Genomic DNA, 22,637 nt, shown 5'->3' with positions numbered 1-22,637 from the left:
CGCGCTACACGGCCAGCGAGCCGCGCCAGCCCTGGCCCGCCAGCAGCGCCTTCGCCCAGCGGCGCGCGGGCAAGCCGTATTCCGCTTCGACGAGCTCGGCGCGTTCGAGCAGCTGCCCGGCCGTGATGTCCAGGACCGGCCCCTTGAAGGCCAGGACGATGCGGTTTCCGGCATCGATTTCGGGCAGCTCCAGCACCCTGCCGTCGAAGGCCGCGCGGATGTTGTCCAGGTTGCGCGGGAAGCTGGCGTGGTCGCCGAACAGGTTGACGGTCATGACGCCGGCGTCCGCCAGCGCCCGATGGCATCCTTCATAGAAGGCCACGGTGTCGCGGACCGGGCCTTGCGCCGATGCGTCGTAGAGATCGACCATCAAGGCCATGTACCGGCCGAAATTGCCCGGCTCCTGCACCCACAGGGCCGCGTCGCAGTGATCGATGACGGAGCGCGGCGTCTCGGGCAGCCGGAAGTAGGCCCGGCATATGGCCGTGACGGCGGGATTCCATTCGGCCGTGCGCACGGACGCGGAGGTGTATTTCAGGGTGTAGCGCAGCAGCGATCCGGCGCCCAGGCCCAATATGCCCACGTGGTCGCGCCGGGAAGGCTCAAGAAAAAGCAGCCATGCCATCATTTGCTGCGTATAGGCCAGGACCAGTTCGGCCGGCCTGGAAACGCGCATCGCGCCCTGCACCCATTCGGTGCCGAAATGCAGGTAGCGCACCCCGCCCTCCTCGGAAAGCGTCGGTTCGTCGTCCAGCCATGGTTCCGCTTCAGTCATTGCGTGATCCGCCGTATCGGGTGGGACAAGATGAAAAGTGAATGGTAACGCGCTATCATGGCGGCGAAAAAAAACGGCGGGGGCCGGCCCCCGCCGTGTGCGATGCCGCCCGGGCGCAAGCTGCTTATTCTTGGTCTTCCTGCTTCTGGGCGGGCTTTTCGGTAGTTTCTTTGCGCTCGTCCGATTCATCGCGGGCCACGCTCGGCGCCACCCAATTGAGCGGCTCGATCACAAAAGGCTGCTTTTTCGCAGTCGGTTTGGTTGCCATGCTAGATCTCCTTGCAATACAAAGGCAGAGGGCGCACCCCGCGCCCTCGTACCCCTACAGGGTACTCCATCGGCATAAATAAAGCCAATCAGCTCAACTACTTACATAAATGGATTCAATGTGAAGCTAGCCACCTGGAACGTCAACTCCCTTAAAGTACGCCTGCCGCAGGTACTGGATTGGCTGGGGGACAATCCCGTCGAGGCGCTCTGCCTGCAGGAGCTCAAGCTCGCGGACGACAGCTTCCCGCTGGACGCTTTCACCGAAATCGGCTACCGGGCCAAATGGGCGGGCCAAAAGACCTACAACGGCGTCGCCGTCATCACCAAGGCCGAATGCTCCGACGTGCAGCGCAACATCCCGGACTACGAAGACCCCCAGCAGCGGCTGCTCGCCACCACCCTGGACAGCCCCGTCGGCGCGATCCGCGTCATCAGCGCCTACTGTCCCAACGGGCAGGCCGTGGGCAGCGACAAATACGAATACAAGCTCCGATGGTTCGGCGCCCTGCGGGCCTGGCTGGAACGGGAGCTGCAGCGCTATCCGCGCCTGGCCATCCTGGGCGACTACAACATCGCGCCCGCCGACGAAGACGTGCACGACCCCGCCAAATGGGAAGGCGAAGTCCTGGTCTCCGAGCCCGAGCGCAGCGCCTTCCGCGATCTGATCGGGCTCGGCCTGACCGACGCCTTCCGGATGTTCGAGCAGGAAGAAAAGACCTTCACCTGGTGGGACTATCGCCGCTATGCCTTCCGCAGGAACGCCGGCCTGCGCATCGACCATGTCCTGCTGTCCGAGGCGCTGCGCCCTTACTGCGCGGCCTGCGTCGTCGACCGCAAGCCCCGGGCGAACGAGCAGCCGTCCGACCACGCGCCCGTCATTGCGACGCTGGACTGGGCGCGCGCGCCGGCATGAAAGCCGCCACGAATCCCTCCCGGAATATATACTTTCGCGTGAGGCAGAACGCCACGCCCGCCGGCGCGGCGCCCGGCGGTTTCGGGCTTACAAATCGACACCCGCTCTGAACGGTCTGCTGTTAACGTAAGCACTCTTTCACGGAGACGACGGCAGCATGGTGTATCGATTACTGAAGCTCGGGCATCCCCGGCGCGTGGCGCATTTTCTGAAGAACCTGGCGCCGGGCGTCTTCCTGCAGGAACTCTGCGCGAAGCCGGGCGCCATCGGCGCCGTCTGTCCCAGTTCTCCCTATCTGGCGCGCCGCATGGCTGGCCAGGTGCCCGAGGGCGACGGACTGGTGGTGGAACTGGGCGGCGGCACGGGCGCGGTCACGCGCGCGTTGCTCGAACGCGGCGTTCCGCCCGACCGGCTCGTCGTCATCGAGCTCTCCGGCGGCTTCGTGCAGCGCCTGCGGGACCGCTTTCCGGATATCCGGGTGATCCACGGCAGCGCGGCGGACCTGAGCCTGCTTCTTCCCCAGGGCGAGAAAATCCGCGCCATCGTGTCCAGCCTTCCGCTGTGCTCCCTGCCGGCGCCCATCAGCCGCGCGATCCTGGACCAGTGGCGCATGCTCCTGAACGATGACGGGGTGGCCGTGCAATTCACGTACAATCTGCGCCGTCCGGGGTGGCGCGATTTCCTGCGCGCCGAGGAAATCGCCTCGACCATCGTCTGGGCCAATCTGCCTCCGGCCAATATTTCCACGTTTTCCTTCAAGACACACAAACTGGGGCCGCCCGCGCCATGAGCATCATTCCTGTCAGCCGCATCGTCGACACCTTGGAGCACGGGGTCGTGCTGGACGTGACGATGGAGGACCTGCAATTCCGGGCCTATGTCGTGGTGAGCCCGCCGGACATCAATCTGGTGGCGGATTTCGTGCCGCGCGAGCAGTTCGAGCAGGACGGCGATGTGCATGTCACGGCCATCGGCCAACCGGGTGAAGCGCGCGAGCAGGTTCAGGACATCGCCTTCAACATGAATCAGGGAGACGCCGCGATTTTTCTCTGCGGCAATCGGCAGGCCTATCTGAGCGCGCTGGAGGAACTCGGGCAGGACGAGGGGGCGGCCGAGCCTCGGCATTGAAGCTTCCGGCGCCGCCTCCGCCGGCAAAGAATTCGGTGCGCCGGCCAAGGATTTGCTATCCTTGCCACTCTCGTCGCAAACCAAACAATCCCATGTCGTCCTACTCTGGCAACATATTCATGATCGTCGCCCCCAGCGGCGCGGGTAAATCCAGCCTGGTGAACGCCCTGCTGGCCGAAGACCCGTCGCTGGTTCTGTCCATCTCGTGCACCACCCGCACGCCACGGCCCGGCGAAGAACACGACAAACACTACCGGTTCGTCACCCACGAAGCGTTCCAGGCCCTGCGCGACGACGACGCCCTGCTGGAATGGGCCGAAGTGCACGGCAACTTCTACGGCACCCCCCGCGACCGCGTCGAGCAGGCCATGAGCGAAGGCAAAGACGTCCTGCTCGAAATCGATTGGCAGGGCGCGCGGCAGGTGCGCCGCCGCCATCCCGAAGCCATCGGCATCTTCATCCTGCCGCCTTCCATCGAGGCCCTGGAAACCCGCCTGACCAAGCGCGGGCAAGACGCGCCGCATGTCATCGCCCGCCGGCTGCTGGCCGCGGGAAGCGAGATGTCGCACGTGTCAGAGTGCCAATATGTTATTATTAATCAAGAGTTTAGCACCGCGCTCATGCAGCTTGGCCAAATCGTCGCGGCAACCCGCCTGCGCTATGCCACCCAAGCCGCCCGCAACGCCGAACTCTTTTCCCAACTGGGCATCAGCAAGACTGTTGCCTGAAATCTCCTAACCCTCGGATTCATAGGTAAAAAATGGCCCGCATCACCGTCGAAGACTGCCTGGAAAAAATTCCCAACCGGTTCAATCTCACCCTGGCCGCCACCTATCGCGCCCGTGAGTTGGCGCAAGGCCACGAGCCCCGGCTGGAAACCAAAGACAAGCCCACCGTCACGGCCCTGCGTGAAATCGCCGCCGGCGTGACCGGCCTGGAAATGCTGCGCAAAGTCCCAACCTGATTTCTTGCCGGGGCAGCAATGGCGTTTTCCACTCTTCGCGGCGCATCTTCCGGGCTCTTGGCGGTGCTCAAGAAAGGCCCTCGCCTTCGCCGGCGCAAGCCTTCCAAGAACGCCGGCCCGGCGCCCGTCAATGAAGCCGGCCCCAATACCATTGCCTCGCTGGCGCCGCTGACGCAAATCGTCAGCCGCTACCTCGATCCCAAAGACGTCGAACGCATCAAAGAAGCCTATCGCTTTGCCGACCAGGCCCATCTGGGGCAGTTCCGCGCCAGCGGCGAACCCTATATCTCGCATCCCATCACGGTCACCGAGATCTGCGCCGGCTGGAAGCTCGACGCCGACTCCCTGATGGCGGCGCTGCTGCACGACGTCATCGAGGACCAAGGCGTCACCAAGCAGGAACTCGCCGAAAAATTCGGCACCGACGTCTCGGAAATCGTCGACGGCCTGTCCAAGCTGGACCGCCTGGAATTCGCGACCAAGGCCGAGCAGCAGGCGGAAAGCTTCCGCAAGATGCTGCTGGCCATGGCGCGCGACGTCCGCGTCATCCTGATCAAGCTGGCCGACCGCCTGCACAACATGCGCACCCTGGGCGCCGTCAGCCCTGAGAAGCGGCGGCGCATCGCACGCGAAACGCTGGAAATTTATACGCCCATCGCGCATCGGCTGGGCCTGAACGCCCTGTTCCGCGAATTGCAGGACCTCTGCTTCAAGGCCATCTACCCGAACCGCTACGAAGTCCTGCACAAGGCCCTCATGGCCGCGCGCGGCAACCGCCGCGAAGTGCTCAGCAAGATCTCGGACGCCGTGCGCGTCGCCCTGCCCGCCGCCGGCATCGAGGCCGAAGTCACCGGGCGGGAAAAATCCCTGTACAGCATCTACACCAAGATGACCGAGCAAAAGAAGTCGTTCTCCGACGTGCTCGACATCTACGGCTTCCGGGTCATCGTGCATACCCTGCCCGAATGCTATCTGGCGCTCGGCACCCTGCACCAGCTGTACCGCCCCGTGCCGGGCAAGTTCAAGGACTACATCGCCATTCCCAAGCTCAATGGCTACCAGTCGCTGCACACCACGCTGGTCGGTCCTTACGGCACGCCGGTCGAATTCCAGTTCCGCACCCGCGACATGGATCACGTCGCCGAAGAAGGCGTGGCCTCGCACTGGCTGTACAAAGACGACGACGTCACGCTCAACGACCTGCAGAAGCGCACCCACCAATGGCTGCAGTCGCTGCTCGACATCCAGAGCCAGACCGGCGATTCGGGCGAATTCCTGGAACACGTCAAGGTCGACCTCTTCCCCGACGCAGTCTACGTCTTCACGCCGCAGGGCAAGATTCTTTCGCTGCCGCGCGGCGCCACGCCGGTCGACTTCGCCTACAGCATCCACACCGACATCGGCAACCAGGCGGTCGCCGCCAAGATCAACGGCGAGTTCGCGCCTTTGCGCACCGAACTGAAAAGCGGCGATTCCATCGAAATCGTCACATCGCCCGCCTCGCGGCCCAGCGCGCAGTGGCTCAATTACGTGCGCACCGGGCGGGCGCGCTCTGAAATCCGCCACTACCTGCGCACGGTCAAATACGAGGAATCCGTCGCATTCGGCCAGCGCCTGCTCAATCAGGCCTTCGACGACTTGCGGCTGCCCCACCCCGCCGACGACGATCCCGAATGGGAAAAGCTCGCCAAGGGTTCCGGCGCCAGCTCGCGCGATGAAATCCTGGCCGACATCGGGCTCGGCAAGCGCTTGGCGGCGGTCGTCGCCCGGCGCTTCGCGCCGGAAAACAGCCTGGTCGCCACCACGGCCGCCGCGGTCGATGAAATCACCACGGCCGCCAACACGCCCATTCTCATCCACGGAAACGAAGGCCAGGCGGTCCAGCTCGCGCCCTGCTGCGGGCCTTTGCCGGGCGACGCCATCATCGGCGGCATCCGCCTGGGCCACGGCCTGGTGGTGCACATGGACGAATGCGCGGTCGCGCAGCGCCAGCGCGCGCGCGAACCCGAGCGCTGGATCCCGGTGGCCTGGGACATCAACACCGCGCGCCACCTGTCCACCCGGCTGGACATCACGGTGCTGAACGAACGCGGCGTGCTGGGGCGCATCGCGGCCGAAATCACCGAAGCCGATTCGAACATCATGCACCTGACCATGCAGGACGACGCTTCGGCAAGCTCGGTGCTGCACCTCACCGTTCAGGTCGACAGCCGCAAACACCTGGCGCAGGTCATCCGCGCGATCCGGCACGTGCCGCAAGTGCAGAAGATCGTGCGCATCAAAGGCTGAGCCCGGCCAGGGCCCACACGGCCAGTCCGTAGGCCAGCACGCCGCTCAAGGTCGCCCACGCGATGCTCCTCAGCGCGCGCTTGCCCAGCGCGACGCCGGCCAGGCCGCACAGTATCGGCAGCACCGCGGCGGCGGACGGCTGCGGCGCCGCCATGCCCCAGAACGAGGCGGCAAGCAATGCGACGATGGCGGACGGGCCGATGGCGTCCAGGGCGCGGCGCAGGCGCGGGTTCGGGCGGCGGCCGGCGTTCCGGTGCTGCCAGACCATGGGCAGCCAGCGCACCAGCAGGGTGCCCGCGCCGCTCAGCGCAACCACCCAGATCAGTTCGGCTTGGGTCAGCATGCTCAGGCCCTCCGCAAGGCGTAAAGCACGCCCGCCAGCATGCCCGCGACGATGGCGCCGTACGCCGGCAGCACCAGCAGGGCCAGCCCCGCCGCCACGCCGGCCGCCCACAGCACGCCGGCGCTGACCAGAGGCTTGATTTCCAGCAGCAATGCGAAAAACAGGGCGGGCAGCACGAAGCCCAGGGTCTGCATCAGGATGTCGGAATCCTTGATCCAGTCCTGGCCGAAAAAGGCGCCGGCGGCGGTGCCGCCTACCCAGGAAGCGTATGCGCCCAGCTGCAAGCCCATGTACCAGGCTTCACGGTCGCGCTCGGCCTGGCGATGCAGCGCGCTGACGGCGGTTGCGAAGACCTCGTCCGTCAGCCCCCAGGCCAGTGCCAGCGCGGGAAGACGGCGGGACTTCCCGCCCAGGCGCGGCGCCAGCGCCGGGCCGTAGAACAGATGGCGCAGGTTCATCAGGAACACGATGCCCACGACGCCGGCGATCGTGCCGCCGCCCGCCACCAGGGTCACCAGGATGAACTGGCTGGCCCCGGCATAGACCAGCACCGAGACCAGGACCGCCATGGGCGCCGAGAACCCCGCGTAGATCGCCGCCAGGCCGAAGGAAACGGCGACCGGCACATAGCCCACCGCGATGGATAGGCTGGCGGCCAGCCCTTTGAAGAATGCGGCGCTCATAGCGAGGACGTTTGCGGCGCTCGGAACGCGGCCGGCTCAGGGTTTGAAGGCATTGATGAATATCGCCGGATCGACCCGCGCGTTGTTGAGGCTGACGTTCCAGTGCAGATGCGGCCCGGTGGCCCGTCCCGTGGCCCCGACGTTGCCGATGATCTGCCCGCGCTTGATCGCCTGGCCGCGGGTCACCTGGAATTCGGACAGGTGGCAGTACATGGTGATGAAACCCTGGCCGTGATCGAGGAACACCGTCTTGCCGTTGAAGAAATAGTCCGCGACGATGGTCACCACGCCGTCGGCGGGCGCCCGGACCGGGGTGCCCGCGGGGACGGCGAAGTCCAGCCCGGAATGGGCGTTGCGCTCTTCGCCGTTGAAGAATCGCCGCAGCCCGAAAGGGCTGGACAGCCGGCCGTCCACCGGTTTGTCCAGAATGACGTTGCTGGGCCCGGTGTTGCGGAAGTTCGCGTAGGCGGCCATCTGCTCCTTGTGCTCGCGCTCGAAGCGCCGGGTCTGTTCCGGATCCGGAGTCACGTGGCTCTGGTTCTTGAGCTTGATGTGCTGCGAGGCATAGGCCTTGGCGCCCACCTGGAAGGGGATCTCGCGCCGGCCCCGCCCGTCTTCCACCACGAGGCGCTGGGCGCCCTTGGGCGTCTTGAGGTCCAGACCGACGACGGCGATCCAGTGCCCGGCGCCCTCGCGCAGCACCATGACGTCGTTGCCTTTGAAATAAGCCTTGGGCGGCGCCTCGGCGATGCCGAGCCCGACGACCGCCACGCCGCCGGGCACGGGATGATGGAGCATGCGTTCGATGTATCCCCGGGCGCCGGCGCCCAGGGGCAGCAAACACATGCCGGCCGCGAGAATAAAGCCGAATCGGGTCATGCCAGTCATACTATGGTTCCACAGCCGGAGATGATAACGTACTTGCGGCGCGCTCAGGGCGCCCCGTAGCCGCCGCCTCCCGGCGTCTCGATCACGAAAACGTCCCCGGCCTCGAGCTCCAGGCTGTCCTGCGGCCCCAGCTCCACCCGGACGCCGCCGGCGCGCTCGACATAGTTGCGGCCGACATCGCCGGGCAGCCCTCCGGCCAGCCCGAAAGGCGGGTATCGGCGGTTGTTCGACAATATCGCCGCCGTCATGGGCTGCAGGAACCGCATGCGGCGCACCCCGCCGTCGCCGCCCGGCCAGCGCCCTTTTCCGCCCGAGCCGACCCGGATCTCGTAGGACTCCAGCAGCACCGGGAACCGCAGCTCCAGGACTTCGGGATCGGTCAGCCGGGAGTTGGTCATGTGGGCCTGCACGACCGACGTGCCCGGAAAGCCGCCCGCCTCTTCGAAAGGCAGGCCGATCCGCTCCGGCCCCGCGCCGGTCCCGCCCGAGATGGTTTCATAGTACTGGTAGCGGTCGTTGCCGAAGGTGAAGTTGTTCATGGTGCCCTGGCTCGCCGCCAGCACGCCCAGGGCGCCGTACAGCGCATTGACGATGCACATGGACGTCTCGACGTTGCCGGCCACCACCGCGGCCGGCGGGTTCGGGTTGAGCATGGAGCCGGGCGGCACGATGATGTCCAGGGGCTTGAGGCAGCCGGCATTGAGCGGGATGTCGTCATCGACCAGGCTGCGGAACACGTACAGCACGGCGGCCACCGCGATCGACGCCGGCGCGTTGAAGTTGTTGTCCAGCTGCGCCGAGGTGCCGGTGAAGTCGATGGTGGCGCTGCGCGTCTGCTTGTGCACCGTGATGGCGACTTTGATCCGGGCGCCGTTGTCCAGCGGATAATCGTAGCTGCCGTCCCGCAGGCGGGTGATCACCTTGCGCACGGCCTCTTCCGCGTTGTCCTGCACGTGCCGCATGTAGGCCTGCACCACGTCCAGCCCGAATTGTTCGCACATGGCCAGCAGCTCCCGCACGCCCTTCTCGTTGGCGGCGATCTGCGCCCGCAGGTCGGCCAGGTTCTGCTCGGGATTGCGCGCCGGCCACGGCCCCGACCCCAGTATGGCCCTGGCTTCGGCTTCCCGGAACACCCCTTGCCGGACGAGCTGGAAATTCGTGAAAAGCACGCCTTCTTCGTCCACGCTGCGCGAATTGGGCGGCATGGAGCCCGGCGTCAGGCCGCCGATGTCGGCATGATGGCCGCGCGAGCCGACGAAGAACAGTATGGACTCGCCCGCGCCGTCGAAGACCGGCGTGATCACGGTCACGTCCGGCAGATGGGTGCCGCCGTGATAGGGATCGTTCACCACGTAGGCGTCGCCGGGCTGCATCGTCCCGGCGTTCTCGCGCATGACGGTCTTGATGGACTCGCTCATGGAGCCCAGATGCACCGGCATGTGCGGCGCATTGGCGATCAGATTGCCCTGGGCGTCGAACACCGCGCAGGAAAAGTCCAGGCGCTCTTTGATATTCACCGAATAGGCGGTGTTCTGCAGGCGCACGCCCATCTGCTCGGCGATCGACATGAAGAGATTGTTGAACACTTCGAGCATGATGGGGTTGACCTCCGACCCCACGCCGGCGCGGGCGCCCAGCGGCTCCACGCGCTCCAGCAGCCAATGGTCGCGTTCGTCCAGCCGCGCGCGCCAGCCCGGCTCCACCACCAGCGTCTGGTTGGGTTCGGCGACGATGGCGGGCCCGTCCAGGGCGTCGCCGGCTTGCAGGCCGGCGCGTTCGTACACGGGCGTTTCATGCCATTGCCCGCCGCTGTACATGGGGCGCCGCGCGCCGGGCCGGGGCGGGCCGCCGCGCACGGCCGCGGGCGCGCGCTGTTCGGACGGCTCGTCCGCCGCCAGGCTCGCCTCGACGGAAAGCGCTTCCACGATCAGGCGTTTTTCCGGCATGAGAAAGGAATACCGCCGGCGATAAGCCTCTTCGAACGCCGCCTGCATGGCGGCCACGTCGCCGGCCAGGTCGACGTCGAGCGCGGTGTCCGTGCCTTCGTATTTCAGATGCAGCCGCGCCGTCTCGCGCAGGACGCCGTTGTTCCCGCCGTGCCTGTCTCCCAGGCCCTCCGCCGCCTGCGCCGCCAAGACGGCGGCCAGCTCGGCCAGTTCGGGCAGCACGGCGGCTTCCAGCGGCTTCTCGACGGTTTGCTGGCGTATCTCGATCTGGTCCGCCAGCCCCATGCCGTAGGCGGACAGCACACCCGCGAGGGGATGCGAAAAAATGCGCGTCATGCCCAGGGCGTCGGCCACCATGCAGGCGTGCTGGCCGCCCGCTCCGCCGAAGACCGTCAAGGCGTAGCGCGTGACGTCGTGCCCCTGCTGCACCGATATGCGCTTGATGGCCTCGGCCATGTTGCCGACCGCGATGGACAGGAAGCCCTCCGCCAAGGCTTCCGGCGCCATGGCGGTGCCCGTGCCGCGCGCCACGGTGCCGGCCAGCTCGCTGAACCGGCGGCGCACCGCGGCGACGTCCAGCGGCTGGTCGGCCTGCGGCCCGAATACGCTGGGAAAGAAATCGGGCTGGATCTTGCCCAGCATGACATTGCAGTCCGTGACGGCCAGCGGGCCGCCGCGCCGATAGCACGCCGGCCCGGGATTGGCGCCCGCCGAGTCGGGCCCCACGCGCAGGCGCGCGCCGTCGAAGTGCAGGATGGAGCCGCCGCCGGCGGCGACCGTATGGATGCGCATCATGGGCGCGCGCATGCGCACGCCCGCGACCCGGGTCTCGAATTCGCGTTCGAACTCGCCGGCGAAATGGGATACGTCGGTCGAAGTGCCGCCCATGTCGAAGCCGATGACTTTGTCGAAGCCGGCCCGCTGGCTGCTGCGCGCCATGCCCACGATGCCGCCCGCCGGGCCGGACAGGATCGCGTCCTTGCCCCGGAAGCGGTCGGCGTGCGCCAGGCCGCCGCTGGACTGCATGAACAGCAGCGGCACGCCGGGCAGCTCGGCGGCGACCTGGCCGACATAGCGCCGCAGTATGGGCGAAAGATAGGCGTCCACCACGGTCGTGTCGCCCCGGGAGACGAATTTGATCAGGGGGCTGACGTCGTGCGACGCGGACACCTGCGTGAAACCGAGCTCGCGGGCGAGCTCCGCCGCCATGGCCTCGTGCGCGGGATTGATCCAGGCGTGCATGAACACGATGGCCGCGGCCCGCAGCCCTTGGCCGTGGGCCCGCGCCAGGGCGGCGCGCAGGCCGTCCAGGTCCAGCGGCTCGAGCTCGCCGCCGTCGGCGCCGATGCGGCCGCCGGCCTCGATGACGCCGGCGTACAGCTGTTCCGGCAGGACGATGTGGCGGTCGAACAGCCGCGGGCGGTTCTGGTAGGCGATGCGCAGCGCGTCGCGGAAGCCGCGCGTCGTCACCAGGACGGTCGGCTCGCCCTTGCGTTCGAGCAGCGCATTGGTGGCGACCGTCGTGCCCATCTTGACGCTGCCGATGCGTTCGGCCGGCACGCGCTCGCCCGGCGCGATGCCGAGGATGCGGCGGATGCCCGCCACGGCGGCGTCGGGATACTGCTCCGGATTGTCGGAAAGCATCTTGCAGCTCTGGATGTCTCCTTCCGGGCTGCACGCCACGATGTCCGTAAAAGTGCCGCCGCGATCGATCCAGAACTGCCACTTCATGCTCGTTTACCCCTTACACCCGGAAATGCCGTGACGCGTCGTCCGGTAGCGGCGCGCGCAACGATTAAAACCCAAGACGCCGCCGCAGATCAAACGGCCCTAGGAATAACCCCTAAATTGATGCCGGCGGCAAGGAATGCGCGAGCCGGCACACTACAATCGGTCGACCACTGCATTCCCGTGCGTATTGTCAACCTAAGGATATTCCAATGAAAAAAACGTTCGCCTTGCTGACAGCCACCGGCGCTGCGGCATTCGTCCTCAATGTTCAGGCCGCCACCAAATGGGACCTGCCCAGCGCCTATCCCGCATCGAATCTCCACACCCAGACGCTCGAGCAATTCGTCAAGGACGTCAAGGAGCTGTCAGGCGGCGAACTCGACATCACGCTGCACAACAATGCCTCGCTGTACAAGGCGCCCGAAATCAAGCGCGCGGTGCAGGGCAACCAGGCCCAGATCGGCGAAATCCTGCTGACCAACTTCGCCAACGAAGACCCCATCTACGCGCTCGACGGCCTGCCCTTCCTGGCCACCGGCTACGACGCCGCCTGGAAGCTCTACCAGGCCCAGAAAGAGCCCCTAAACAAGAAGCTGGCCTCGCAGGGCATGATGGTCCTGTATTCGGTGGCCTGGCCGCCGCAAGGCATTTTCGCCAATAAGGACATCAACAAGGTCGAGGACCTGAAAGGCGTGAAATGGCGCGCCTACAGCCCCGTCACGGCCCGCATCGCCGAACTGGTCGGCGCGCAGCCGGTCACCATCCAGCAGTCGGAGCTGTCGCAAGCCATGGCCACGGGCGTGGTGGATGCGTTCATGACTTCCGGGTCCACCGGCTGGGACACCAAGACCTACGAATACATCAAGAAGTTCTACGACACGCAGGCCTGGCTGCCCAAGAACGCCGTCATCGTGAACAAGAAGGCGTTCGACCAGCTCAGCGAAAAAAGCCGGAAGGCCCTGCTGCAGGCCGGCGAAAAAGCCGAGAAAGCCGGCTGGGCCTTGTCCCGCGAGAAAACCCAGTGGTACCTGGACCAGCTCGCCAAGAACGGCATGACCATCGTCAAGCCCAGCGACGAACTCATGAAGGGCCTGGACAAGGTCGGCGAGACCATGCTTGCGGAATGGATCAAGCGGGCCGGGCCTGACGGCCAGAAGATCATCGACGACTACCGCGCCGCCAAGTAAACATGCTGCGCTCCTTCCTCGATACACTGTACCGGGTGTCGGGCGGGCTCGCGGCCGTCTTCACGGTGGGCGTGCTCGTGGCGGTGGTCCTGTCCATCGCCACCCGGCAGCTGGGCGTGCACATCGGCGGCCTGGACGCCTACGCCGGCTATTCCATGGCCGCCGCGGGCTTCCTGGCCCTGGCGCACACGTTCAAGAGCGGCGAGCACATCCGGGTCACCCTGGTGCTGTCGGCGCTGCCCGCCAAGGGCGGCCTGCGGCTGGACATCTTCGCGCTGCTGGTGGCCTGCGTCATCGCCGGCAACCTGTGCTGGTTCAGCATCAAGCTGGTGCTCGATTCCTACGCCTACAACGACATCTCCACCAGCGACGACGCCACGCCGCTCTGGATTCCGCAGCTGACCATGGCCGTCGGCACCGTCATCTTCTTCATCGCCGTCATCGACGAAACCCTGAGGCGATTCCAGGGCAAGCCCGAATCCCAGAGCGAAGAAACCCACTATGAATGAAGCACTGGTCATCACGCTGCTCGTCGTCTCCATCTTCGGTTTCCTGGCTTGCGGCGTCTGGGTCGGCCTGACCCTGGCCGGCACCGCCTGGCTGGGCATGGAACTGTTCTCCAGCCGCCCCGCCGGCGACGCCATGGCGATCACCATCTGGGGCGCGTCGTCCAGCTGGACCCTCACCGCCCTGCCGCTCTTCCTGTGGATGGGCGAAATCCTCTTCCGCTCGCGCCTGTCGCAAGACCTGTTCAAAGGCCTGGCGCCCTGGCTGGACCGCATCCCCGGCCGGCTGCTCCATACCAACGTCGTGGGCTGCGCCATATTCGCCGCGGTGTCGGGCTCGTCGGCCGCCACCTGCGCGACCATCGGGAAAATGACCATACCCGAACTCACGCGCCGCGGCTATCCGCAAGACCAGATCATCGGCACGCTGGCCGGCGCGGGCACCCTCGGGCTGCTGATCCCGCCGTCCATCATCATGATCGTCTACGGCGTGGCCGCCGACGTCTCGATCTCCAAGCTCTTCATCGCCGGCATCCTGCCCGGCATACTCCTTGCCCTGCTGTTCATGGGCTACATCGCCGTCTGGGCGCTGCTGCACCCCGACCGCATCCCGCACGCCGACGAGCGCATGAGCTTCAGCCGCAAGCTCTACCAGTCCCGCCATTTGATTCCCGTGGTCCTGCTGATCGCCGTGGTCCTGGGCACCATCTACACCGGCTTCGCCACCGCGACCGAAGCCGCCGCGGTGGGCGTGGTCGGCGCCCTGATCGTATCGGCCGCCCAGGGCTCCCTGAACTGGCCGGTGTTCAAGGAATCCCTGATGGGTGCCACGCGCCTCTATTGCATGATCGGCCTCATCCTGGCCGGCGCGCAATTCCTGACGTTGTCCATGGGCTACATCGGCCTGCCCCGCGCCCTGGCCGAATGGATCACGTCGCTGGGCCTGTCGCAGTTCGGGCTGATCATGGCCCTGATGGTGTTCTTCATCATCCTGGGCTGCTTCCTCGACGGCATCTCCATCGTGGTCCTCACCATGGGCGTGCTGCTGCCCACCGTCAACGCGGCCGGCATCGACCTGATATGGTTCGGCATTTTCCTGGTGTTCACCATCGAAATGGCCCAGATCACCCCGCCCGTGGGCTTCAACCTCTTCGTGCTGGCGGGCATGACCAAGAAAGAACTGCCCTATCTGGCCCGGGTGTCGTTCCCCATGTTCCTGCTGATGATCGCCGGCGTGCTGATCATCTACGCGGTGCCGGAACTCGCCACCTGGATGCCGACCCGGATGGCTCCATAGAAAGCGGCCCGCGCGGCGCTGGCCGCCCGTCTCGGCCGGCCTTCCATCACACCATCTTGCCCCCCGACAAGCGGATCTCGCGCGTGCAGCGCGCCGCGAGCTGCGGGTCGTGCGTCACCAGGACCAGCGTCGTGTTCTGCTCCCGATGCAGCTCGAACATCAAATCGATGATCTTCTCGCCATTCTGCGTATCCAGGCTGCCCGTGGGCTCGTCCGCGAACAGGAGCCGCGGCTTCATCACGAAAGCCCGCGCAAGCGATACGCGCTGCTGTTCGCCGCCCGACAAGGTGCGGGGATAATGGTGCAGGCGATCCTTCAGGCCCACCCGCTCCAGCATCGCCGTCGCCTCTTCCCGCGCCGGCCGGCCGGCTAGCTCCAGCGGCAGCATCACGTTTTCCAGCGCCGTCAGGTTCGGCAGAAGCTGAAAAGACTGGAACACGAAACCCACGTGCGCCGCGCGCAGCGCGGCCCGCTGCTCTTCGTCGCAGGCGAACAGATCATGCCCGAGCAGCAGCACCTGGCCCGAAGTCGGGACGTCCAGCCCCGCCATCAAGCCGAGCAGCGTCGACTTGCCGGACCCGGAACTGCCCGTGATCGCCAATGCGTCCCCATCGGCCACCGTGAAACTGACATTGTCTAAAATATCCAAATGGCCGGCGGAATCCGAAACCCTCTGGCACAACTGTCTGACTTCAATGGAATTTGGCTGACTCATGTGGATACGTGGATGTTTGGCAGCGATTGCGCTGTGCTGTTCTCAGATCGTGGCGGCGGACTCCCAGCCTGCCGACCCGCCGGCCGAAGCCCGGAGCGCCATACTGGTCATAGGCGACAGTTTATCGGCCGAATACGGCTTGCGGCGCGACACCGGATGGGTGAAGCTGATCGCCGACCGTCTGCGGACCGAGGCGCCAGGATACCAGATACTCAACAGCAGCATCAGCGGCGACACCACGAGCGGCGGGCGGGCGCGCCTGCCGGCGGCCCTGTCCACCCACCAGCCCCGGGTGGTCATCATTGAACTGGGCAGCAACGACGCCTTGCGGGGCCTTGCCCTGGCCGCCACCCGCGACAACCTGAGCGCGATGATAGAACAGGCCAGAAGCCGCAACGCCGAAGTCCTGCTGGTGGGGATGCAGATTCCCCCCAACTACGGGCGCGCGTACACCGAACAGTTCCAGCGGCTTTTTTCCGAACTGGCCGCACGGCACGGCGTGGAGCTGGTGCCCTTCCTGCTGGAAGGCATGGCCGCCAACATGGAACTGTTCCAGGCCGACGGCATTCATCCGAACGAAGCGGCGCAAGCCATATTGGCGGACAACGTCTGGAAGAAACTGGGCCCCATGCTGGCGCGATGAGGCCCGGGCGGCCTGGCCGCCCGGCTCGGATCGATATCGCTCCGCGGCCCGCGGCGGCAGCCGCCTCGTGCGGCGGGATCGAGGCCGCAGCGACCGCTATTCGGCCTTTTCGCCGGACAAGGCCTCTTCCGCCTCCGGCAGCATCGTCACCTTGGCCTGCACCTTCATTTCGCGCAGCACGGCCTGCTCTTCCGCCTTGCCCCAGGCCTGGGCCAGCTGCGCCGACAAGGTCTCGCGCATCGGCTCGTCGAGGTCTCCCGCCTTGCCGCCTTCCACGCGCAGGACCACATAGCCTTGCGGGACGCTTATCCCCAGATACTGCGGGAACTTGTCGTCCTCGACCGCCAGGGCCGCGTCGGTGATGGATTTGTTCAGGCCTTGAGGATTCATCCGGCTGATGGTCAGCACCGAGCCGAATTTTTCCGGCACCTCGTCCGCGGCGGCTTTCCGGAAGCCGGCCAGGGCTTCCTCGCCGGCCTTGCGGCTTGCCGCCAGCGCCCGTTCCTGGACCAGCAGCTTGCGGATGTGGTCCGAGACCTGGGCCAGTTCGGGCACGTGCGCGGGGATGAGCTTCTCGACCCGCAGCGCGATCATGGTGTCGGGCGAGATTTCGATCACGCCGGAGTTTTGCTTGTCGGCCAGCGTCTGCGTCGAGAACAGCGCGCGGCGCACGCGAACGTCGTCGAGTATGGCCGCGTCCTCGCCGGCGGACGCCGCGTTGGCCGGCACCTGGTCCGAAGACAGCAGGCGGTCGCGGGCGATGCCGGCGGCGGACTTGATCTTCAGGCCGAGCGCATCGGCGGCCGGCTGCAGGCTGGCCGGATTGTCGTAGACCAGGCCGGTGAGCTTGCTGGCCATGTCCGCGTAGCGGTCGGCGCCCAGCTGGCGGCGCACTTCGGCCTCGACCTTGGAGCGGGCCTGTTCGAAGGACTCGCCCTGTTCGGCCTGGACGTCATTGGCATGGAAAATGTGGAAGCCGCCGGGGCCGTCGACGACGCCGGAGACATCGCCCTTGCCCAGCGAAAATATGATCTGGTCCAGGTTGGCCGGCCAGGAGCCCTTGGTGATCCATCCGAGCCGCCCGCCGTCTTTCGCGGTGCCGGCGTCCTGCGATTCCGCCTTGGCGACCTCGGCGAAGGAAGCCGGTTCGGCCTTCACCTTGGCCGCGATTTCCTCGGCCTTGGCGAGCGCCTTCTTGCGTTCTTCGTCCGAAGCCGTGGCGGCGACGCTGATCTGGATGTGGCTGACGTCGACGCGGGGCGCTTGGACATAGCGCGATTTGTTCTGTTCGTAATAGCGCCGCAGGTCTTCTTCGCTGATCGCGGGCAGATTCGCCATGGCCGCCGCTTCGTTCAAGAGCACGTATTGCGCGTTGACCTGCTCCGGGAGTTCGAGCGTTTGCTTGTTCTGCTCGTACCATGCCTTGATGTCGTCTTCCGAGACCGTGACGTCTTTTTCATAGTCTTCGGCGGGAAACGCCAGAAGCCGCAGGCTGCGTTCTTCGGTAAGCGATTTCCCGACCAGGCCCACCACCGACGGCGGGATGCTGGACGTCAGGGCGACGGGGCCGAGCACGCGGTCCAGAGCGAGTTCGGCGCGCTGCCCCTGTTCGAAATCGCGGGTGGTCAGGCCGACCGACGCCAGCACCTGGTTGTAGCGCGCGGGCGAGAACTGGCCGTTTTCCTGCAGCTGGGGCATGGAAGAGATCGTCTGGCGCAGGACGGCGTCGGACACGCTGAAGCGCTCCTTGGTCGCGGTGTTGACCAGCAGGCGCCGGTCGACCAGCGATTCGAGCAAGGCGCTGCGCGCCTCGCGGTTGTCGAGCACGGACGGATCGAAGCCCCCCTGGCTGCTTTGCTGCAATTGCTGCAGCTGGTTGCGGCGCGCCTGGTCGAAATCCTGCAGGGTCACCGCCGAATCGCCCACCTTCACCAGGTCCTGGTCGCCGGACACATAATTGGTGTAGCCGCTGACGCCGATCAGGACGAAGGACGGCAGAATCAGCACAAGCAGAATCAATTGCATCAAACGCTGATGCGTACGAATGAAATCGAACATTAATCGCTCACTGACACGCAGCCCCTTGACGGAACTGCGCGACGGTTGAATCAAAAAAGGCGATAAGAATCGCCAAGATTACAAAAAACGCGAGTGGAACACGAAATTTCATGGAGTTTACCACCACAGCTGTCTGATTTTTCAGGATATCCGGGCGGCGCTATAAAATACGGCATGGCCCCTCGCAGGGTGCCGCGCCCTTCTTCGCACCGATACGACCCGCCTCGCCCCTATGTCCCGCTCCTGGCCCTACCCCAAACTGATCGCCCATCGCGGCGCCGGCCGCCTGGCCCCCGAGAACACGCTCGCCGCCGTCCGGCTGGGCGCGGCGCACGGCTTTCGCATGATGGAATACGACGTCAAGCTCAGCCGGGACGGCATCGCCATCCTGCTGCACGACGACACCGTGGACCGCAGCTCCAACGGGCAGGGCCCGGCCGCCGGCAAAACCCTGGCCGAACTCTCCCGCCTGGATTTCGGCGGCTGGCACTCCCCCGCCTATGCTGGCGAGCCCATTCCCACGCTGCACGCCATTGCCGCCTATACGCTGGCCAACGGCATACACAGCAATATCGAAATCAAGCCGCATCCCGGCCTCGAAGCGGAAACCGGCAGGCAGGTCGCGCTGCTGGCGCGCGAGCTCTGGGCGGCCGCGTCCCTGCCGCCCCTGCTGTCCTCGTTTTCCGAAACGGCCTTGCAGGCGGCGCTGGAAGCCGCGCCCGAGCTTCCTCGCGCGCTGCTGATCGAGAAAGAAGTGCCGCAGGACTGGCTCGTGCGCGTCGAGCGGCTGCGGTGCCTGGGCCTGAACTTGAATCACAAGTACACTGGAAAAGCCCTGGTCGAGCGGGTCAAGGCGGCCGGCCTCACACTCGCGATCTGGACCGTCAACGACGCCCCGCGCGCCAAGGAACTTCTGGATTGGGGCTGCGACGCCATCGTCACCGACGAAGTCGCCACCCTGAACCCGAACTGGGCTCCTTCCCTCTGATCAACCGCGCCGGACCGCAGGCGTTTGCAAGGAATTCTTTTGTTCAGCTACCGACACGCGTTTCACGCCGGCAATCATGCCGACGTACTGAAGCACTCCATCTTCGTGCACGTCCTGGATCACTACAATCGCAAGGACGCGGCCTACTGGGTCATAGACACCCACGCGGGCGCCGGCCTGTACGATCTGCGCAGCGAATGGGCGCTGAAGAACGGCGAGTTCGCCGACGGCCTGGACCGGCTGCTGGGCGCGGATGCAATGCCGCCGCTGATCGAGCGCTATCTGGAAGAAGTGGAACACTTCAACCCCGACGGCATCGCCAATTTCTACCCCGGTTCGCCCTGGCTGGCCTTGCGCGCGCTGCGGCCGCAGGACCGGCTGCGGCTGTTCGAGATGCACCCGTCCGAAGCCGAAGTGCTGCGGCGCAATCTGCAATCCCAGGGCCGAAGCGCCATGCGCCAGACCACCGTATACGAGTCCGACGGCTTCGAAGGCCTGAAAAGCCAACTGCCGCCGCAGCCGCGGCGCGGCATCGTCATCATCGATCCGTCCTACGAGGACAAAAAGGATTACCGCAGGACGCTGCAAGCCCTGGACGACGGCCTGAAGCGCTTCGCCACGGGCTGCTTCATCGTCTGGTATCCGCTGGTTCAGCGCCGCGAAGCGCACGACATGCTGCGTTCCCTGGAGCGCCTGCAGACGCCCTGGCTGAATGCGTCCCTGACGGTGCGCAAGCCGGCGGGCGACGGGTTCGGCTTGCACGGCAGCGGCATGTTCGTGCTGAACCCGCCCTGGACGCTGCATGCCGAACTGGCCCGGGCGCTGCCCTGGCTGCGCGACAGGCTCAAGCTGGATGACCGGGCCGCCTTCACGCTCAAGCAGCAAGGCGCTTGACGCGCGGCTCATCGAGCCGTCGGCCTTCAGCGCAAGCCGCCGCACCCACGGGAAGCGTACGGCTTCTTACAGGAAGCGTTCGCCTTCCTTCAGGTAGCGCCATTGCCCGGGCGGCAGGTCGCCCAGGACGATGCGCCCCATGCGCACCCGCTTCAGGCCCACCACCTTGAGGCCCACTTGCTCGCACATGCGCCGGATCTGGCGCTTCTTGCCCTCCCGCAGTATGAAGCGCAGCTGGTCTTCGTTCTGCCAACTGACTTCGGCGAGGCGCAGCGGCTCTCCGTCGAGGGCCAGCCCGTGATTCAGCATGGCCAGGCCGTTGCCCGCGATCTTGCCGGTGACCCGCACCAGGTATTCTTTTTCGATCTCGGAGTCGTCGCTGATCAGCTGCCGCGCGATGCGCCCGTCTTGCGTCAAGACCAGCAGGCCCTGCGAATCGATGTCGAGCCGGCCGGCGGGCGCAAGGCCGCGCAAATGGGCGGGATCGAAACGCATGGTCGCCTTGCCGGCGCGATACTGGTTGGCGGCGGTGATCAGGGACACCGCCGGCCGATACCCCTGCTCGGCCTGGCCCGAGACATAGCCGACGGGCTTGTTCAGCAAGATGGTGACGCGCGCCGTCTGGCGGGCCCGCGCCTGCTTGTCGAGGGTGATTTTCTGGCCGGGCCAGGCCTTGCTGCCCAGTTCGGACACCACCACGCCGTCGACGCGGACCCAGCCGCGCTCTATGTAGGCGTCGGCTTCGCGCCGGGAGCACAGGCCTTGTTCGGCCATCAATTTTGAAATTCGTATTTTTTCCATGAACAGCATTTTATGACTTTGGCGATAATACCGTTTATGGAATTGCACCCGCCTCATGATTCTGATTGGCTGGCACGGCCCGCGCCGTCGTTCAGCCGCCTGCAAAAATACTGGCTGTTTCGTCCCGGCGCGCTGACCGCCGGCCTGCGCCGCATCGGCCAGGTGCGGCTGCGTGTCGCGGCCGAGCACCCCGACGGCCTGCTGCCGTCGGAGGCCTGGATGCTGGGCCTGGCGCCCCGAAGCCCGATCTGGGTGCGCGAGATCATCATGTCGATCGATGGCGTGGACAGCGTCTACGCCCGCAGCTTTACGCCTCTGGCGGCTTCTCACGGCCTATGGCAAGGCATGCGCCGCCTGCGCACGCGCCCTTTGGCGGACATGCTCTACCACAGTTCCGAAATCACGCGCTCTCCGTTTCTGGCGTGCCGGCCCGGCCTGCACAACCCGCTGTACAAGACGGGCCAGCGCATTCTCGGCCCGCTATGCCCCGCCCCGCAGCATCTGGCCGCGCGCTGTTCGGCCTTCTGGCGCCATGGCCAGCCTTTGCTCGTGGCCGAATGTTTTCTTCCCGATTTCTGGAGCCTGGCGGCGCGCAGCGGGCAGCCGCGCAAGCAGCCCTGAAAAGCGTCACCCCGGGAAGGCCGCCGTCACCCGGCTACCGCCACGTTTCCATGTCCACGCTCACGCTGTCCTCGTCCGAAGACAGCAGCACGGAGCCCTCGTCTATGCTCGCATGCAGGCTCATGCTGCGCCGCGCGAGCCCCGCCAGCGCCTGGGCGCTGGCCGGATCCACGGAATACACCGCCAGCTCGCGTATGCGCTCCGCCGCGGCCGACACCCCCTGCCACCACACCTTGCTGGCGTGCCCGCCATAGCAGAACACCACCACGCGGCGCGACTTCCCCGCCGCCTGCAGCAAGCGGCGCTCGTCGGGATGGCCCAGATCGATCCACGTCTGGATCTCGCCCGTCAAATCCTTCTGCCAGAGCGAAGGCTCGTCGGTGGTGCTCAGGCCGCGCGTGAACGCCAGGTTCTCGTCCGCATACAGCGCGAAGGCGAGCACCCGGAGCATCATGCGCTCGTCGGTCTCGGAGGGATGCCGGGCCAGCGTCAGCGCATGGCTGCCGTAATAGCCTCGCTGCATGTCGGCCACATGCAGGTCCAGCTTGAATATCGTCGCGCGCAGGGCCATTGTCGTCTTGGTTTCGTGCCGTCTCTGTCCGTCTTGGCGGCACCCGCGTGCCGCCGGCTGAAACGCGCTAGAGCGCGTCGATGCCGCTTTCCCCGGTGCGGATGCGTATGGCCTGCTCCACCGCGATCACGAAGATCTTGCCGTCGCCGATCTTGCCGGTGAAAGCGGCCTTGATGATCGCGTCGATGGCGGCGTCGACCATGGCGGCCGGCAGAACGACCTCGACCCTGAGCTTGGGCAGGAAGTCGACCACGTACTCGGCGCCGCGATACAGTTCGGTATGGCCCTTCTGCCGCCCAAAGCCCTTGACCTCGGTGACGGTCAGGCCGCTTACACCGATATCTGCCAGCGCCTCGCGCACTTCGTCGAGCTTGAACGGCTTGATGATGGCCGTTACTAGTTTCATTTCAGACTCCAGACGGATAA

24 protein-coding genes are annotated in these 22,637 nt (G+C 65.9%); 13 read left to right on the top strand and 11 right to left on the bottom strand.

Annotated features, from left to right (window positions below; all coding sequences use genetic code 11):
* Window positions 1-4 precede the first annotated feature (4 nt).
* Together H0A72_RS14425 and H0A72_RS14420 are read right to left on the bottom strand one after the other, a co-directional pair.
* Window positions 5-775, bottom strand: a complete 771-nt coding sequence (locus H0A72_RS14425; protein WP_180156516.1) for a class I SAM-dependent methyltransferase — start codon at window positions 773-775, stop codon at window positions 5-7.
* 124 nt (window positions 776-899) lie between these two features.
* On the bottom strand, window positions 900-1,043 hold the full coding sequence (locus H0A72_RS14420) for a hypothetical protein (RefSeq protein WP_180156514.1): 144 nt from the start codon (window positions 1,041-1,043) through the stop codon (window positions 900-902).
* 120 nt (window positions 1,044-1,163) lie between these two features.
* Between H0A72_RS14420 and xth the strand changes: the two genes are divergently transcribed.
* The 6 genes from xth to H0A72_RS14390 all read left to right on the top strand — a co-directional run bounded on the left by xth (window position 1,164) and on the right by H0A72_RS14390 (window position 6,339).
* Window positions 1,164-1,958 carry an exodeoxyribonuclease III gene (gene xth, locus H0A72_RS14415; protein WP_180156512.1) on the top strand — a complete coding sequence of 265 codons (795 nt, stop codon included), beginning with the start codon at window positions 1,164-1,166 and terminating at the stop codon, window positions 1,956-1,958.
* A gap of 157 nt (window positions 1,959-2,115) precedes the next feature.
* Window positions 2,116-2,748, top strand: coding sequence for a class I SAM-dependent methyltransferase (locus H0A72_RS14410; protein ID WP_180156510.1), 633 nt, complete (start codon window positions 2,116-2,118; stop codon window positions 2,746-2,748).
* Window positions 2,745-3,086: a hypothetical protein gene (locus tag H0A72_RS14405; RefSeq protein WP_180156508.1), complete on the top strand. Its 342-nt coding sequence runs from the start codon at window positions 2,745-2,747 to the stop codon at window positions 3,084-3,086. The genes H0A72_RS14410 and H0A72_RS14405 overlap by 4 nt, the downstream gene beginning before the upstream one ends.
* A gap of 92 nt (window positions 3,087-3,178) precedes the next feature.
* Window positions 3,179-3,814, top strand: coding sequence for a guanylate kinase (gmk, locus tag H0A72_RS14400; protein WP_180156506.1), 636 nt, complete (start codon window positions 3,179-3,181; stop codon window positions 3,812-3,814).
* 32 nt (window positions 3,815-3,846) lie between these two features.
* On the top strand, window positions 3,847-4,050 hold the full coding sequence (gene rpoZ, locus H0A72_RS14395; RefSeq protein WP_180069544.1) for a DNA-directed RNA polymerase subunit omega: 204 nt from the start codon (window positions 3,847-3,849) through the stop codon (window positions 4,048-4,050).
* 18 nt (window positions 4,051-4,068) lie between these two features.
* A complete protein-coding gene (locus H0A72_RS14390; protein ID WP_180156504.1) occupies window positions 4,069-6,339 on the top strand; it encodes a RelA/SpoT family protein in 2,271 nt (756 codons plus the stop codon).
* Here H0A72_RS14390 and H0A72_RS14385 read toward each other — a convergent pair.
* Genes H0A72_RS14385 through H0A72_RS14370 form a run of 4 tightly spaced genes read right to left on the bottom strand, consistent with a single transcriptional unit; the run spans window position 6,329 to window position 11,930 of the window.
* The gene (locus H0A72_RS14385; RefSeq protein ID WP_180156502.1) at window positions 6,329-6,682 is read right to left on the bottom strand and encodes an AzlD domain-containing protein; all 354 of its coding nucleotides are present in this window, start codon (window positions 6,680-6,682) and stop codon (window positions 6,329-6,331) included. The genes H0A72_RS14390 and H0A72_RS14385 overlap by 11 nt on opposite strands.
* A 2-nt stretch (window positions 6,683-6,684) precedes the next feature.
* Window positions 6,685-7,365, bottom strand: a complete 681-nt coding sequence (locus tag H0A72_RS14380) for an AzlC family ABC transporter permease (RefSeq protein WP_180156500.1) — start codon at window positions 7,363-7,365, stop codon at window positions 6,685-6,687.
* 36 nt (window positions 7,366-7,401) lie between these two features.
* Window positions 7,402-8,244 (bottom strand): peptidoglycan DD-metalloendopeptidase family protein, encoded by an 843-nt coding sequence (locus H0A72_RS14375; protein ID WP_180156740.1) that lies wholly within the window; start codon window positions 8,242-8,244, stop codon window positions 7,402-7,404.
* A gap of 53 nt (window positions 8,245-8,297) precedes the next feature.
* Window positions 8,298-11,930, bottom strand: coding sequence for a hydantoinase B/oxoprolinase family protein (locus H0A72_RS14370; protein WP_180156498.1), 3,633 nt, complete (start codon window positions 11,928-11,930; stop codon window positions 8,298-8,300).
* Between the two features lie 209 nt (window positions 11,931-12,139).
* Here H0A72_RS14370 and H0A72_RS14365 point away from each other — a divergent pair, with 209 nt between their 5' ends.
* From H0A72_RS14365 to H0A72_RS14355, 3 genes are read left to right on the top strand one after another with little or no spacing between them, the layout of a single operon-like run.
* Entirely contained in the window at window positions 12,140-13,117 is a 978-nt protein-coding gene (locus H0A72_RS14365) for a TRAP transporter substrate-binding protein (protein ID WP_180156496.1), read from the top strand.
* A gap of 5 nt (window positions 13,118-13,122) precedes the next feature.
* Window positions 13,123-13,626, top strand: a complete 504-nt coding sequence (locus tag H0A72_RS14360) for a TRAP transporter small permease (protein WP_180156738.1) — start codon at window positions 13,123-13,125, stop codon at window positions 13,624-13,626.
* Complete coding sequence (locus tag H0A72_RS14355; protein WP_180156494.1) at window positions 13,619-14,920, top strand: TRAP transporter large permease; 1,302 nt, start codon at window positions 13,619-13,621, stop codon at window positions 14,918-14,920. The genes H0A72_RS14360 and H0A72_RS14355 overlap by 8 nt, the downstream gene beginning before the upstream one ends.
* A gap of 46 nt (window positions 14,921-14,966) precedes the next feature.
* On the opposite strand, the gene H0A72_RS14350 is transcribed toward H0A72_RS14355, so the two are convergent.
* Window positions 14,967-15,635, bottom strand: coding sequence for an ABC transporter ATP-binding protein (locus H0A72_RS14350; RefSeq protein WP_180156492.1), 669 nt, complete (start codon window positions 15,633-15,635; stop codon window positions 14,967-14,969).
* Here H0A72_RS14350 and H0A72_RS14345 point away from each other — a divergent pair.
* Window positions 15,634-16,278 (top strand): arylesterase, encoded by a 645-nt coding sequence (locus tag H0A72_RS14345; protein WP_180156490.1) that lies wholly within the window; start codon window positions 15,634-15,636, stop codon window positions 16,276-16,278. The genes H0A72_RS14350 and H0A72_RS14345 overlap by 2 nt on opposite strands.
* 96 nt (window positions 16,279-16,374) lie before the next feature.
* On the opposite strand, the gene H0A72_RS14340 is transcribed toward H0A72_RS14345, so the two are convergent.
* A complete protein-coding gene (locus tag H0A72_RS14340; RefSeq protein ID WP_180156488.1) occupies window positions 16,375-18,336 on the bottom strand; it encodes a SurA N-terminal domain-containing protein in 1,962 nt (653 codons plus the stop codon).
* A 232-nt stretch (window positions 18,337-18,568) separates the two neighbouring features.
* On the opposite strand from H0A72_RS14340, the gene ugpQ reads away from it, so the two are divergent.
* Window positions 18,569-19,324, top strand: a complete 756-nt coding sequence (ugpQ, locus tag H0A72_RS14335; protein WP_180156486.1) for a glycerophosphodiester phosphodiesterase — start codon at window positions 18,569-18,571, stop codon at window positions 19,322-19,324.
* 39 nt (window positions 19,325-19,363) lie between these two features.
* The gene (locus H0A72_RS14330) at window positions 19,364-20,218 is read left to right on the top strand and encodes a 23S rRNA (adenine(2030)-N(6))-methyltransferase RlmJ (protein ID WP_180156484.1); all 855 of its coding nucleotides are present in this window, start codon (window positions 19,364-19,366) and stop codon (window positions 20,216-20,218) included.
* A 66-nt stretch (window positions 20,219-20,284) separates the two neighbouring features.
* On the opposite strand, the gene H0A72_RS14325 is transcribed toward H0A72_RS14330, so the two are convergent.
* Window positions 20,285-21,019, bottom strand: coding sequence for a pseudouridine synthase (locus H0A72_RS14325; RefSeq protein WP_180156482.1), 735 nt, complete (start codon window positions 21,017-21,019; stop codon window positions 20,285-20,287).
* Window positions 21,020-21,055: 36 nt separating this feature from the next.
* On the opposite strand from H0A72_RS14325, the gene H0A72_RS14320 reads away from it, so the two are divergent.
* A complete protein-coding gene (locus H0A72_RS14320; protein WP_180156479.1) occupies window positions 21,056-21,640 on the top strand; it encodes a chorismate--pyruvate lyase family protein in 585 nt (194 codons plus the stop codon).
* A gap of 34 nt (window positions 21,641-21,674) precedes the next feature.
* Here H0A72_RS14320 and H0A72_RS14315 read toward each other — a convergent pair whose 3' ends face one another.
* Both H0A72_RS14315 and H0A72_RS14310 read right to left on the bottom strand, forming a co-directional pair.
* Entirely contained in the window at window positions 21,675-22,211 is a 537-nt protein-coding gene (locus tag H0A72_RS14315) for a YaeQ family protein (RefSeq protein ID WP_180156478.1), read from the bottom strand.
* Window positions 22,212-22,278: 67 nt separating this feature from the next.
* Window positions 22,279-22,617 carry a P-II family nitrogen regulator gene (locus H0A72_RS14310; RefSeq protein ID WP_180156476.1) on the bottom strand — a complete coding sequence of 113 codons (339 nt, stop codon included), beginning with the start codon at window positions 22,615-22,617 and terminating at the stop codon, window positions 22,279-22,281.
* Between the last annotated feature and the right edge of the window lie 20 nt (window positions 22,618-22,637).

The organism is Parapusillimonas granuli (genome assembly GCF_013416525.1).
Taxonomy (GTDB): Bacteria; Pseudomonadota; Gammaproteobacteria; order Burkholderiales; family Burkholderiaceae_B; genus Parapusillimonas; species Parapusillimonas granuli.
Note: the sequence above shows the minus strand (reverse complement) of the source record. Positions and strands in the feature narration are given on the sequence as shown.